The organism is Actinoplanes sp. NPDC049668 (assembly GCF_044465445.1).
GTDB lineage: Bacteria > Actinomycetota > Actinomycetes > Mycobacteriales > Micromonosporaceae > Actinoplanes.
The window spans coordinates 294,342-307,144 of the sequence record NZ_JBITLR010000010.1 but is presented as its reverse complement, the minus strand read 5'-3'; the positions used below and the strand labels follow the sequence as shown (position 1 = coordinate 307,144).

At 73.0% G+C, this 12,803-nt stretch carries 11 protein-coding genes; 5 read left to right on the top strand and 6 right to left on the bottom strand.

What is annotated here, in order from left to right; genetic code table 11:
• Positions 1-289 precede the first annotated feature (289 nt).
• The gene (locus ACIBSW_RS37260) at positions 290-973 is read left to right on the top strand and encodes a trypsin-like serine protease (protein WP_354725461.1); all 684 of its coding nucleotides are present in this window, start codon (positions 290-292) and stop codon (positions 971-973) included.
• 63 nt (positions 974-1,036) lie between these two features.
• On the opposite strand, the gene purB is transcribed toward ACIBSW_RS37260, so the two are convergent.
• The 3 genes from purB to ACIBSW_RS37245 are packed head-to-tail and all read right to left on the bottom strand — an operon-like array spanning position 1,037 to position 4,259.
• On the bottom strand, positions 1,037-2,458 hold the full coding sequence (purB, locus tag ACIBSW_RS37255) for an adenylosuccinate lyase (protein ID WP_354725463.1): 1,422 nt from the start codon (positions 2,456-2,458) through the stop codon (positions 1,037-1,039).
• Positions 2,455-3,720 (bottom strand): MFS transporter, encoded by a 1,266-nt coding sequence (locus ACIBSW_RS37250; protein WP_354725465.1) that lies wholly within the window; start codon positions 3,718-3,720, stop codon positions 2,455-2,457. Before ACIBSW_RS37250 ends, purB begins: the two co-directional genes overlap by 4 nt.
• Positions 3,717-4,259, bottom strand: coding sequence for a helix-turn-helix domain-containing protein (locus ACIBSW_RS37245; RefSeq protein ID WP_354725467.1), 543 nt, complete (start codon positions 4,257-4,259; stop codon positions 3,717-3,719). The genes ACIBSW_RS37250 and ACIBSW_RS37245 overlap by 4 nt, the downstream gene beginning before the upstream one ends.
• 130 nt (positions 4,260-4,389) lie before the next feature.
• On the opposite strand from ACIBSW_RS37245, the gene ACIBSW_RS37240 reads away from it, so the two are divergent.
• Positions 4,390-4,842 carry an SCP2 sterol-binding domain-containing protein gene (locus ACIBSW_RS37240; protein WP_184998204.1) on the top strand — a complete coding sequence of 151 codons (453 nt, stop codon included), beginning with the start codon at positions 4,390-4,392 and terminating at the stop codon, positions 4,840-4,842.
• Between the two features lie 83 nt (positions 4,843-4,925).
• On the opposite strand, the gene purD is transcribed toward ACIBSW_RS37240, so the two are convergent.
• Positions 4,926-6,167, bottom strand: a complete 1,242-nt coding sequence (purD, locus tag ACIBSW_RS37235) for a phosphoribosylamine--glycine ligase (protein WP_354725469.1) — start codon at positions 6,165-6,167, stop codon at positions 4,926-4,928.
• Between the two features lie 229 nt (positions 6,168-6,396).
• On the opposite strand from purD, the gene ACIBSW_RS37230 reads away from it, so the two are divergent.
• From ACIBSW_RS37230 to ACIBSW_RS37220, 3 genes are read left to right on the top strand one after another with little or no spacing between them, the layout of a single operon-like run.
• A complete protein-coding gene (locus ACIBSW_RS37230) occupies positions 6,397-7,689 on the top strand; it encodes an adenylosuccinate synthase (protein ID WP_354725471.1) in 1,293 nt (430 codons plus the stop codon).
• 1 nt (position 7,690) lies between these two features.
• The gene (locus ACIBSW_RS37225; RefSeq protein WP_354725472.1) at positions 7,691-8,659 is read left to right on the top strand and encodes a diacylglycerol kinase family protein; all 969 of its coding nucleotides are present in this window, start codon (positions 7,691-7,693) and stop codon (positions 8,657-8,659) included.
• 48 nt (positions 8,660-8,707) lie between these two features.
• On the top strand, positions 8,708-10,870 hold the full coding sequence (locus tag ACIBSW_RS37220; protein WP_354725474.1) for a chromosome partitioning protein: 2,163 nt from the start codon (positions 8,708-8,710) through the stop codon (positions 10,868-10,870).
• Between the two features lie 407 nt (positions 10,871-11,277).
• Here the strand turns inward: ACIBSW_RS37220 and ACIBSW_RS37215 are convergent, their stop codons facing one another.
• Entirely contained in the window at positions 11,278-11,700 is a 423-nt protein-coding gene (locus ACIBSW_RS37215) for a DUF3151 domain-containing protein (RefSeq protein WP_354725476.1), read from the bottom strand.
• A gap of 100 nt (positions 11,701-11,800) precedes the next feature.
• Positions 11,801-12,793, bottom strand: a complete 993-nt coding sequence (locus tag ACIBSW_RS37210) for an ADP-ribosylglycohydrolase family protein (RefSeq protein ID WP_354725478.1) — start codon at positions 12,791-12,793, stop codon at positions 11,801-11,803.
• Positions 12,794-12,803 lie beyond the last annotated feature (10 nt).

Sequence of the window (12,803 nt, the reverse complement as noted above, 5' to 3'; positions counted from 1 at the left end):
CCCTCTAAGGGGCGAGCGGCCACAGCCTACCCTGTACGACTCCCGTGCGGCCCATCGGCCGGTGTCGGCAGGCCGACGGCAACGCCGCTGAGCAGGGAATCTCGCCCGTGATCTCGACCACCGAGGAGATCACCGCGAGGTGTCGGGTGATCACATTCGGTCACCCGCGTCATCACACGGTGATATGTGTGAACTGGAGTCTTGTCGCGGTCGGCAGCCAACCCTAACGTTCGGTCGAAATAGTTCGATGAATCCCCCAGCATCGACTGACCTTCGGAAGGAGCTCGACGTGCGCATTCGCATCGTCGTCGCCTCTCTGGCCACCGCCCTGGCCGGCAGCCTGGCCGTCCCCGCAGCCGCCAACGCCGCCGCGGACGGGCCGGACCAGATCATCGGCGGCAGCACCGTCTCCTCGGCACCCTGGGCTGCCGCCGTCTTCAGCAACGGCAGCTTCACCTGCTCCGGCACGATCATCTCGGCGAACTACGTGCTCACCGCCCGGCACTGCATCAGCGGCACGATGTCGGTCCGGGTCGGCAGCGTCAACCGCACCTCGGGCGGCGTCACCCGCACGGTGAGCTCCACCTCGACCCGCTACGACCTCGCGCTCATGCGGCTGAGCAGCTCCGTCTCGACCAGCTACATGCCGCTGTCCAGCGCGTACCCGCCCGTCGGCTCGACGAACTCGCTCTACGGCTGGGGACAGACCTGCTACAGCGGTTGCGCCGCCTCGTCGGTGCTCAAGACCGCGACGGTCCAGGTCACCTCGACCAACGTCACCGACGCGTACGGCGGCCGGGCGATCGGATCGACCAGGATCAACGGCAACGCGTGGCGCGGCGACTCCGGCGGCCCGGAGGTCTACAACGGCGCCCAGGTCGGCGTGGCGTCGACCGCGGACGGCCAGAGCCGGCAGTACTACGGCAGTGTCGCCTACAACCGGGCATGGATCACCTCGGTCGCAGGCGTCTGATTTCTCCGTCGGGGTGCGGCGCGATGGAAGCTCCGCCGCGCCCCGACGGCACCAACCAGAGAACTAAAGAATCGGCGCCGGGGCGTACTTCGCCGCCTCCGGGTGGGCCGCGACGATCTCCGCAACCCGCTCCGCCACCGCCCGGACCTGCGCCGGGGCCGCGCCGATGAAGGCCGCCCGGTCCGCGACCAGCGCGTCGATCTCCGCACGGGAGAGCGGTAGCCTGCCGTCGGCCGCCAGGCGGTCGAAGAGGTCGTTCTCCGCGATTCCCTGCTCGCGCATCGCCAGCGCGACGGCCACCGCGTGTTCCTTGATGACCTCGTGCGCCAGCTCGCGGCCGACACCCTTGCGCACCGCCGCGACCAGCAGCTTGGTGGTGGTGAGGAAGGGCAGGAAGCGGTCCAGCTCGCGCGCGGTCACCGCCGGGTACGCCCCGAACTCGTCGAGCACCGTCAGGAAGGTCTGGAACAGGCCGTCGGTCGCGAAGAACGCGTCCGGCAGGGCCACCCGGCGGACCACCGAACAGGAGACGTCGCCCTCGTTCCACTGGTCGCCGGCCAGCTCGCCGACCATCGACAGGTAGCCGCGGACGATCACCGCGAGGCCGTTGACCCGCTCCGACGAGCGCGTGTTCATCTTGTGCGGCATCGCCGACGAGCCGACCTGGCCCGGCTTGAAGCCCTCGGTGGCCAGCTCCTGGCCGACCATCAGCCGGATCGTGGTGGCCAGCGACGACGGCGCGGCGACGACCTGGGCCAGCGCCGAGACCACGTCGAAGTCGAGCGACCTCGGATAGACCTGGCCGACGCTGGTGAGCACCCGCTCGAAGCCGAGATGCGCCGCGACTTTGCGCTCCAGCTCGGCCAGCTTCGCCGCGTCGCCGTCGAGCAGGTCGAGCTGGTCGGCGGCCGTGCCGACCGGACCCTTGATGCCGCGCAGTGGGTAGCGCCCGATCAGGTCGTCCAGCCGCTCGTACGCGATGAGCAGCTCCTCGGCGGCGCTGGCGAACCGCTTGCCCAGCGTGGTCGCCTGCGCCGCGACGTTGTGCGAGCGCCCGGTCAGCACCAGGTCGCTGTGCTCGAGCGCCCGCTCGGCGAGCCGGGCCAGGGCGGTGACGACGCGGCTGCGTACCAGCTCGAGCGAGGCCCGGATCTGCAGCTGCTCGACGTTCTCGGTGAGGTCGCGCGAGGTCATGCCCTTGTGAATGTGCTCGTGCCCGGCCAGCGCGCTGAACTCCTCGATGCGCGCCTTCACGTCGTGCCGGGTGACCCGCTCGCGCCGGGCGATGCTCGCGAGATCGACATCGTCGACCACCGCCTCGTACGCCTCGACCACGCCGTCCGGCAGCGCCACACCGAGGTCCCGCTGCGCTCGCAGCACCGCGAGCCACAGCCGGCGCTCCATCCGGATCTTCTCCTCCGGCGACCAGAGGTCGACGAGGTCGGCGGACGCGTAGCGGCTGGCGAGGACGTTCGGGATGCTCACGGCGCCGATTCTTCCATGGTCCGCCCGGCGGCCTGTTCGCTCGTCGGCAGACGGTGCCGCAGGTTACGCACGGAACCGCTGCTCAGCATCCCGGCGACGGCGAACGCGATGAGCGCGGCGGCGCCGACCAGCGTCGACTCGACCCCGACCGCCTCCGCGATCGGCCCGGCGGCGACCTGCCCGATGGGGATCGCGACGAAGGAGCCGACCATGTCGTAGGAGTAGACGCGGGCGAGCCGGTCGGTGGGGATGTGCTCCTGCATCGTCGTCTCCCACGCGACGCTGAACTGTTCGATGCCGGCGCCCGCCAGGAACGCGGCGCCGAGCAGCAGCCCGAGATGCGGCGCGACGCCGAGGGTGAGCATCGGCAGCACCTCGAACGCGGTGCAGAGCACCCCGACGAACAGCAGCCGCCGCACTCGCAGCCGCAGGGCGAGCACGGCGCCGAGCACCATGCCGACGGTCTGCGCGGCGAGCACGAGGCCCCAGGCCCGGCGGCCGACGGTCTCGTCGGCCACCACCGGGCCGAGCACGCTGATCCCGCCGCTGAGCGCCGCGTTGATGACGCTGAAGCCGGCGACGACGACCCACAGCCAGGTGCGGCTGCGGAACTCGGTCCAGCCGGTGCGCAGGTCCGTGATGATGCCGCTGCGCGCGGCGGCGGCCGGTGCTCCGGCCGCGGGCGGGACGCGGAGCAGGCCGAACGCGACCGCCGAGAGGGCGAAGGCGGCGGCGTCGATCGCGATGCCCCAGCCCGGGCCGGAGGTCGCGACGATCACGCCGCCGAGCGGGGCGCCGACGATGACCGCGCCGTTGAGGAAGAGCCGGTTCAGGGCGTTCGCCTGCTGGCGGATGTCTGCCGGGACGAGCTGCGGCACGATCGCCGACGAGGCCGGCAGGGCCAGCGCGCTGACCATGCCGTTGGCCGCGGACAGGGCGATCAGCAGCGGCACCGTCGCCGTACCGGAGAGGACCAGTGCGGCCACCGCCGCCTGGGTGAGCGCCGCCGCGACGCTCGCGCCGACCATCAGCAGGTGTTTCGGCAGGCGGTCGGCGAGCGCGCCGCCGAAGAGCAGGAACACGACGTTGACCAGCATCCGGGCGCCGACGACGAGGCCGAGGTCGCGTGGCGACCCGGTCAGGTCGAGGACCGCGAAGGCCAGCGCGATGGGCGCGATCGCGTTGCCGAGTGCGTTGATCGTGCGGCCGGCGAGCAGGAAGCGGAACGGCGCGAGGCGCAGCGGCGCAAAAGCACCACTCATGAGTCCTCCATGTGAAACATGGCGATGGTGGTGTTGGCGCGGACGGTGCCGGGGGTGTGCGGCGGCCGGGCCGCGTCGTGCAGGGCGCGGGCGGCCTCGGCGATCCGGGCGCGGGTCTCGCGCCAGACCTCGGGGTCGACCCACAGCTCGGCGTCGACCAGCAGGCCGGCGACGGACCAGTCGGCCTCGGCCGTGCGACGGATCAGCTCGTTGGCCACCGCCGCGGTCAGGGCGCGCTGGGCGTCCGCGGCGTGCTGGTCCCGGAGCGTCCCGGTGTCGCGCGCGCAGTCCGCGTCATAGCGGTAGCGCTTGGCGACGCCCCCGCGGATGCGCTCCTCGCCGGCCGGCACGATCAGGCCGGCGGACAGCAGGTTGCGCAGGTGGTAGCTGGCGTTGGCGTGAGTGAGGACGAGCTCGCGGGCGACGTCCGCGGCGGTGAGCGGCGCGCTCGTCAGCAACGACAGGATCCGCAGCCGGACCGGGTGTGCCATCGCCCGCAGCGCGGCCTGCCGGCGCTCGGGTCCATCTCCCAAAGACATGTTGGGGAGTTTGACAGAGACGGGCCTCACTGTCCAACAATTGTTCGGCGGTTGAGACACTGCAATATGACGCGGTTATCGCTAGGGTTACCCGCGAGTAGGTCTGGCGCTCATTCCGAAAGGTCCACCGATGACTGATTTCAGCCCAGAGTCGTTCGCCGCGATCGGCCCCGCGGAGTTCGCACAGCTCGTCAAGTCCACTCCGGACTCCAAGCTCGCCGAGGTGATGGCCGCGGAGAACCGGAACAAGATCCTTGACGAGGTGTTCAACCGCATGCCCACGCTGTTCCGCGCGGACCGCGCCGGGGCGACGCAGGCCGTCATCCACTGGAACATCTCGGGCGGCCCGGGCGGCAGCACGGACAGCTACGAGACCGTGATCGAGAACGGCGCCTGCACGGTCACGAACCAGCCGGCCCGCGAGCCGAAGCTCAGCATGACCATGGAGCCGGTGACCTTCCTCAAGGTCGTGACGGGCGATGGCAACCCGATGATGATGTTCATGACGGGCAAGATCAAGGCGAAGGGCGACCTCGGCCTGGCGGCCCAGGTGGCCAAGCTCTTCGACATCCCGAAGAACTGACCGGAGTACCCGCGCAGCAGCGCACCCGGCACGAAACGCCCCGGCGGGCCGGCCCTAGCGGCCCGGCCGGGGCGTTCTGCGTGTCAGAGCTTGATCCGGCCTTCCACCGCGCCGAGGGCGATGTCGCCGCGATGGTGCGAGCCCTCCAGCGTGATGCCGTCCACGAGGGCGTAAGCCGCCGCGCGCGCCGCGGCCAGGTCCGGGCCGGTCGCCGTCGCGCTGAGCACCCGGCCGCCCGCCGAGACCAGCGCGCCGTCCGCCCGGCGAGCGGTGCCCGCGTGGATCACGCCGGGCTGCTCGCCGCCGGAGATGACGTCACCCGTACGCGGGGTGCCCGGGTAGTTGTGGCTCGCCACCACCACCGTGACCGCCGAGCCGCCGTGCCAGCGCAGGGGCGGGAGGTCGGCCAGCGTGCCGGTCGCCGCCGCGTGCAGCAGCCCGCCCAGCGGCGAGGCGAGCAGCGCGAGCACGACCTGGGTCTCCGGGTCGCCGAACCGGGCGTTGAACTCGATCACCCGGGGCCCCTTGCCGGTCAGCGCCAGCCCCACGTAGAGCAGCCCGGCGAACGGCGTGCCCCGGTCGCGCATCTCGGCCAGCGTCGGCAGCACGGTCTCGGCCATCACCCGCTCGACCAGGTCGGCCGGCGCCCAGGGCAGCGGCGCGTACGCGCCCATGCCGCCGGTGTTGGGCCCCTCGTCGCCGTCGGCGACCCGCTTGAAGTCCTGCGCGGGCATCAGCGGCACCGCGGCCGTCCCGTCGGTCACCACGAACAGCGACACCTCGGGCCCGTCCAGGTACTCCTCGATGACCACCCGGCCGCAGTCACGGGCGTGCTCCAGCGCGGCCTCGCGGTCCGCGGTGACCACGACGCCCTTGCCCGCGGCGAGGCCGTCGTTCTTCACCACGTAGGGCGGGCCGAACTCGTCGAGCGCGGCCGCGGCCTGCTCCGCGGTGGTGCAGGCGTGCGAGCGGCCGGTCGGCACGCCCGCCGCCGCCATCACGTCCTTGGCGAACGCCTTCGAGCCCTCCAGCCGGGCGGCCGCGGCGCTCGGGCCGAAACAGGCGATGCCCTTGGCCCGCACCGCGTCGGCGACGCCGGCGACCAGCGGCGCCTCCGGGCCGATCACCACCAGGTCGGCGGCCAGCTCGACGGCGAGCGCCGCCACGGCGGCCGGGTCGTCGGCCTTGACCTCGCGCAGCTCGGCGACGGTGGCTATGCCCGGATTGCCCGGGGCCGCCGTCAGGCTCTCCACCGAGGGGTCCGCGGCCAGGCCGACGGCAAGGGCGTGCTCGCGGCCGCCGGATCCGATCAGAAGTACACGCACGCCGCAGATCCTACGGCCCGCCGCCGATCACCATTCCTCCTCGTCCGCGGTCCACAGTAAACGTGCTGCTACGGCCGGATGACCGCCTGTGGATAACTCGCCGCCGACCTGTGGATAACCGAGTGCCGCCTGTCGGGACCGAACGGCGGTGAGCTGCGGGGTCGCGTAAACTTCGGCAGTACCCGGGCCTCTCCGCGTACGACGTGTGTCAACGGAAGGCGTCAGTCAAGTGCCGGTGATCGTGTTGGTCGGCGCCCAGTGGGGCGACGAGGGCAAGGGCAAGGCCACGGACCTCCTGGGCGACCGGATCGACTACGTGGTCAAGTTCAACGGCGGTAACAACGCCGGCCACACCGTCGTCATCGAGGGCGAGAAATACGCCCTGCACCTGCTCCCGAGCGGCATCCTCACCCCCGGCGTCACGCCGGTGATCGGCAACGGCGTCGTAGTCGACCTCGCGGTGCTGTTCCAGGAGATCGACGGGCTCGAGGCCCGCGGCATCGACACATCCCGGCTGCGGATCAGCGCGAACGCCCACGTCATCGCGTCCTACAACCGCACCCTCGACAAGGTCAGCGAGCGCTACCTCGGCGCGCGGCGGATCGGCACCACCGGTCGCGGCATCGGCCCGACGTACGCGGACAAGATGAACCGTCTCGGCGTGCGGGTGCAGGACCTCTTCGACTCCTCGATCCTGCGGCAGAAGGTCGAGGCGGCCCTGTCGTTCAAGAACCAGGTGCTCTCGAAGATCTACAACCGCAGTGCGATCAAGCCCGACGAGGTCATCGCCGACCTGCTGTCGTACACCGAGCGGCTGCGGCCGATGGTCGCCGACACCGCGCTCGAACTGTCGCAGGCGCTGGACGCGGGCAAGGTCGTGCTCTGCGAGGCCGGCCAGGCCACGCTGCTCGACGTCGACCACGGCACCTACCCGTTCGTGACCAGCTCGAACGCGACCGCCGGCGGCGCCTGCACCGGCTCCGGCATCCCGCCGACGCGGGTCGACCGGGTGGTCGCGGTGCTGAAGGCGTTCACCAGCCGGGTCGGCGAGGGCCCGTTCCCGACCGAGCTGCACGACGAGGTCGGTGACTACCTGCGGAAGGTCGGCCACGAGTACGGCACGACCACCGGCCGCCCGCGCCGGATCGGCTGGCTCGACCTGGTCATGGGCCGGTACGCGCAGCGCATCAACGGCGTCACCGACTTCGTGCTGACCAAACTGGACAATTACGACGGGCTGGACGAGATTCCGGTCTGTGTCGCGTACGACGTGAACGGCGTGCGGCACGACGAGATGCCGTACAGCCAGAGCGACTTCCACCACGCGACGCCGATCTACGAGACGCTGCCGGGCTGGAAGAAGGACATCAGCGGCGCCCGCGCCTTCGCCGATCTCCCGGAGAACGCGCAGCGGTTCGTCGAGTTCGTCGAGGCGCGGATCGGCGCGCGGATCTCCGTGGTCGGCGTCGGCCCGGGCCGCGAGGAGGTCATCGAGCGGCACTCGGTGCTGAGCGGCGCCTGAGGTGTACGACGTCGTCCTGCTCAGCCTCGCCGAGGGCGCCGGCTCCTCCGCCGGCGCCTGCGGCTCGGCCTGCGGCGGCTGCGGCCCCGCGGAGACACAAGCCTGCGACACCCCGCGGGTGCCGGTGCTGAAGTGCGCGGATGCGCTCACCCAGGCCGGTGCGCGGGTCGAGACCGTCACCGCGTCCTCCGACGCGGAGATCGACGCGGTCATCGCCCGGTTCGACGCCGCCGATCGACCCGACGGCCTGTCCTGGCCCGACCCCGACAGCAAGGTGCGGCTGGTGGTCGCCGCGGCGGCGGACGGCCAGCTGCGCGCCGTCATGCGGCGGCTGGTCCGGCGGTACGCCCCGCCGCCCAGCCGGCGCCCGGCCGACCTGGCCGACAACCGCACCCTGCCCGACCTGCCGCCGATCGCGATCCTGCCGCTCGACCCGGCCGGCACCACCGACCTCGCCGCCCAACTCGGCCTGCCGCGTGAGCCGGCCGCGGTGGCCGCGGCCGTGCTCGGCGGCACCGTCCGGCGGCTCGACCTGCTGCGCAACGACGGCGGCTCGGTGACCATCGACGGCGCGCTGATCGGCGGCTCCGACGACAACGGCGCCGCCGTGCCGTGGCGCGGCCGGATCGAGGTCGACGACGCCGTGCTCTCCGACGGCAGCGACCGGATCATCGCGTGCGCGATCGGCAACGCCGGTGCCTACGCCGAGTTCGACGGCCTGCCGCTGCTCGCCGAACCAGACCCGACCGACGGCCGGGTCGAGGTCGCCGTTGCGGTCCCGGTCCTGGTCGAGCGACGATTCAGGAAGCCGCGGGTACGCATAGAGGTGCGCCGTGCCCGCGGGCGCGCGGTTTCGGTGCTGCCCCGCGAGGGTGAGCTGCAGTTCCTCGACGACGGCGTGGCCGGGACGATGAGCCGCAAGCGCTCGTGGTGGACCGAGCCGGGCGCCTGGGCGGTGTACGCGGGATAATCTGAAACAGCATCCAGATACGGCTCTACATACGGGGAGGTCGCATCCGTGGAGGACGAGAACGCCGACCGCGTCTACGTCCCGGGCACGAACGGAACACCGCCTGACCGGGACGTCGAGCCGTTCTGGCCGCCGGAGGAGCTGAGCGCTCCGGTGCACGGCGGCGGTCCGGTGCCCCGGGACGCGCCGCCGGCATTCCCGCTCCCGCCGGCCCCGCCGGTGTCCGTGCCCCAGCAGGGCGACCCCGTGGTGTATCGCCCTGCGGACCGGCCCGTACCGCCCCAGCCGGCGCCACCGGTCTACCACCAGCAGGCGCCCGCGCCACCGCCGCGGCCGCTGCCGACGGGGAACCCGGACGGGCCGGCGCAGCCCTGGCCGAACCTGGCACCGCGGCACGCGGCGGAGTCCAGCCACTTCTCGGGTTCGGCGCACGTCTCCCCCGCTCCACCAGCTTCGGACGATGAGGCCACTATCGGGCTGAGCGCCGCCCCAGCTCCGGAGGACGGCGCGGCCGGTGGTTCGCCCGCCGCGCCGATCAGTGCCGCGCCGATCAGTACGGCGCCGATCAGTACGGCGCCGATCAGTACGGCGCCGGCCGCCGCCGCGTCGGACTCGCCGTGGGCTCAGCCGCCGCAGCGCCCGGCGCCCGCGCAGCCCACCGCCGACGGCGGCCCGGTACCCGAGCAGCGCACCGGGGCGGAGGGCGCCGAGCCGCGCACCACGGCAATCGTGCCGAGCCTCGGTGCCGCCTACTACCCGGCGGTCACGCCGCGGCAGAGCCCGGAGAGCGGCGACGCGCAGCACCAGGGCGCGGTCTACCGGCCGGGCCCGGTCGGCCCGAACGGCGTGCAGCCACCGCCGCACCCGCAGAGCCAGGGCGCACCCGGCCCGGCGGTCCCCCAGCAGCGCGGCCCACAGCAGCCTGGACCGCAGCCTGGACCGCAGCACGCCGGCCCGGCCCATACCGGCACCCCGCCTGGACCGGCCGCACCCCAGCCGCAGCAGCCCGGGCCACCGCAGCCCGGGCCGCCGCAGCCCGGGCCGCCGCCGCACCACCGTGGTCAGCCCGCGCCCGGGCCGGTCGCCCCGCTGCCGCAGTGGGCGGCGAACGGCCAGCCCGCGCCACCCGGCCCCTACCCGCCCGCACCACCCGGCCCCTACCCGCCCGCGGTCGACCCACGGGCCGCGGGGCCGCACCCACAGGCCCCGCCCGCACCCGGCCCGCAGCAGCTGCCGCCGCCGGCAGACCCGTACCAGCAGCAGCCGTGGGTCTCGGACGGCACGCCGACCGCCGAGGAGTTCGCCCGGCGCCGGCTGGCGAAGCCGGCCGAGCCGACCGCGACCATGGGCGCCCGGGCGATGCTGCAGAAGGGCACCATGGGCCTGGTCCGGCTGGCGCCGGGCAAGCGCGAGCAGGAGTACAAGCAGGACGTCGAGATGGTCCGGCGCAACTTCGGCGGGCTGCGGCAGGTCACCGTGGTCAACCCGAAGGGCGGTGCCGGCAAGACCGTCGCGGTGCTGCTGCTGGCGATGACTTTCGGGCAGAAGCGCGGCGGCTACGTGCTGGCCTGGGACAACAACGAGACCCAGGGCACCCTCGGCATGCGGGCGCAGCAGGACTTCCACGCCCGCACGGTCCGCGACATGATGCGCGACCTGCAGCTGTTCCGGGGCTCGCACGGCCGGGTCGGCGATCTGAGCCAGTACGTTCGCGCGCAGGGCGAGGGCATGTTCGACGTGCTCGCCTCCGACGAGTCCGCGACGGCCGGCGAGATGCTCACGGCCGGCGCGTTCGCGGAGATCCGGGAGATCGTCAGCCGGTTCTACAAGCTGATCTTCGTGGACACCGGCAACAACGTCCGGGCGCAGAACTGGCAGGCGGCGATGGACGCCACCGACCAGTTGGTGATCACGATGTCGGCCCGTAACGACTCGGCCGAGACGGCGGCGCGCATGCTCGACCACCTGGAGCAGAGCGGCCGGCAGCGGCTGGTCCGCCAGGCGGTGAGCGTGGTGACGATGCCGCCGACCCGCAAGGACATCGACCTGCCGGCGATCCAGCGCCACTTCGCGGCCCGCACCCGCGCGGTGCTGCTGGCGCCGTACGAGAAGCTGATCGACTCGGGCGAGCCGCTGCGCTACGGCCAGCTGTCGGCCGGCAGCCGCGACTCCTGGCTCAAGATCGCCGCAGCGGTCGCCGAGGGTCTGTAGCCGCCGATCGGATCCGCACAACGGCCAGGCCAAGCGGCCTGGCCGTTGTCGTCACCTAAGGCAAACGCCACGCCGCCGCGAGCGTGGCCTGCCCCGAGGGTCGCCGGACGGCCGGGGCGAGGTCGCCCCGAGGGTCGCCGCACCGCCGGGGCGAGGTCGCCTCGAGGGTCGCCGCACCGCCGGGGCAAGGTCGCCCCGAGGGTCGCCGCACCGCCGGGGCAAGGTCGCCCCGAGGGTCGCCGCACCGCCGGGGCAAGGTCGCCCCGAGGGGTCGCCGCACCGCCGGGGCAAGGTCGGCCCTGAGAACAGACGCCTTACCCCTGCGGTGCTGCCTCTGAGGACAAAGGACTCACTCGTGCGGTGTGAATCGCGCCTCCGTAGCCGGGGGGCGGGTCCTGTGATCGGGATCAGGTGAGTGCGTCGGCCGCCGCCGGGTCGCTGTCGCGGAGGAACTGGGCGCAGCGGGCGGCCTCGTCCGACTCGCCGATCTCCGCGGCCGCCAGCGACAGGCTGTGCAGGCAGCGCAGGAAGCCCTGGTTCGGCGCGTGCGACCACGGCACCGGGCCGTGCCCCTTCCAGCCGTTGCGGCGCAGCGCGTCCAGGCCGCGGTGGTAGCCGGTCCGGGCGTACGCGTAGGCCGTCACCGGCTGCTTCTCCGCGAGCGCGCTCGCCGCGAGCGCGGCCCAGCCGCCGCTGTAGGAGGGGAAGCGGGCCGCGACGGTCTTGTAGGCGTCGGCGGTGCCGGCCTTCGCGGCCTCGGCCAGGGCCGCGTCGGCCTCGACTTCGGCGGGGAGACGGGTGGCCGGGGGCTCGGGAAGAAGGTTCTGCATTGCCCTATTCAACCCCGTTGAACCCACGCTTCCGGGCGCGGGTCGCGGAGGTCACCCACGAGCATCCGGGAGCTGCCGCCTTGGCGACGTTGAAACAGGCTCACTGATCCCAGGCGGCGCCGAGGGCGTGCAGGCGGTCCGCGTACTCGATCCGCTCGCGCCAGGCCGGCGGCCAGGCGGCCAGGCCGAGCGACGCGCCCGCGAAGCCGCCCGCCAGGCAGGCGATGGAGTCGGAGTCACCGGAGGAGGCCGCGGCGCGGCCGAGGACGGCGACCGGCTCGTCCGGCGAGATCAGGTAGCAGTACAGGGCCGTGGCCAGGGCCTCCTCGGCGATCCAGCCGGCGCCGGTGGCGAGGCACGGATCGCCGGCGAAGTCGCCGCGGCGCAGGGCGTCGTCGACCCGGCGCAGGGCCGCCGCGCTCTCGTCCCAGCCGCGCGTGATGAATTCCTCCGGCGTGCGCACCGTCGGCCGCTGCCACAGGTCGCCGAGCCAGTCGTGGTGATAGACCGAGCGCTGCTCGGCGCAGTGCGCGAGCAGCCGGGCCAGCAGCTCCTTCGGCGCGAGACCGTCGGCGAGCCACCGTACGGCGAAGGCGGTCAGCTCGCTGGCCGCCAGCCCGGTCGCGTGCCCGTGCGTGAGTCCGGCCTGCAGCTGCGCGGCCCCGGCGCGCTGCGCGGGGGTGAGCCCGGGCATCAGGCCGACGGGTGTCACCCGCATGTTCGCGCCGCATCCCTTCGAATGAATCTGCGACGCCTGCTGCCAGGGCCGGCCGTCCTCGAGGTCGGCGCAGGCGCGCAGGCAGGTCATGCCGGGTGCGCGGTTGTTGTCGGGGCTGATCGCCCAGTCGAGAAACCCCTGCCGCAGCGCCGGCTCGAGGCGCTCCGGGGTCGGGTCACCGGCCGCGACCAGGGCTTCCCCGACCGCGAGCATCATCTGCGTGTCGTCGGTGACCAGCGCGGGATCGCCGTCGAGCGCGAGCGGCCCGGCCGGGCCGTGCTCGGCGACGATGGTGGCGTAGTCCTGGAACTCGGTCGGTTTCCCCAGCGAGTCCCCGTACGCGAGTCCGAACAGCGAACCGGAGGCCTTTTGCACGGTGACTACC

Coding starts and splice junctions, on each gene's coding strand:
- ACIBSW_RS37250 (WP_354725465.1), bottom strand. CDS start 3,720: ATGAGTGGTGCTTTTGCGCCGCTGCGCCTCGCGCCGTTCCGCTTCCTG.
- ACIBSW_RS37245 (WP_354725467.1), bottom strand. CDS start 4,259: ATGTCTTTGGGAGATGGACCCGAGCGCCGGCAGGCCGCGCTGCGGGCG.
- ACIBSW_RS37240 (WP_184998204.1), top strand. CDS start 4,390: ATGACTGATTTCAGCCCAGAGTCGTTCGCCGCGATCGGCCCCGCGGAG.
- ACIBSW_RS37215 (WP_354725476.1), bottom strand. CDS start 11,700: ATGCAGAACCTTCTTCCCGAGCCCCCGGCCACCCGTCTCCCCGCCGAA.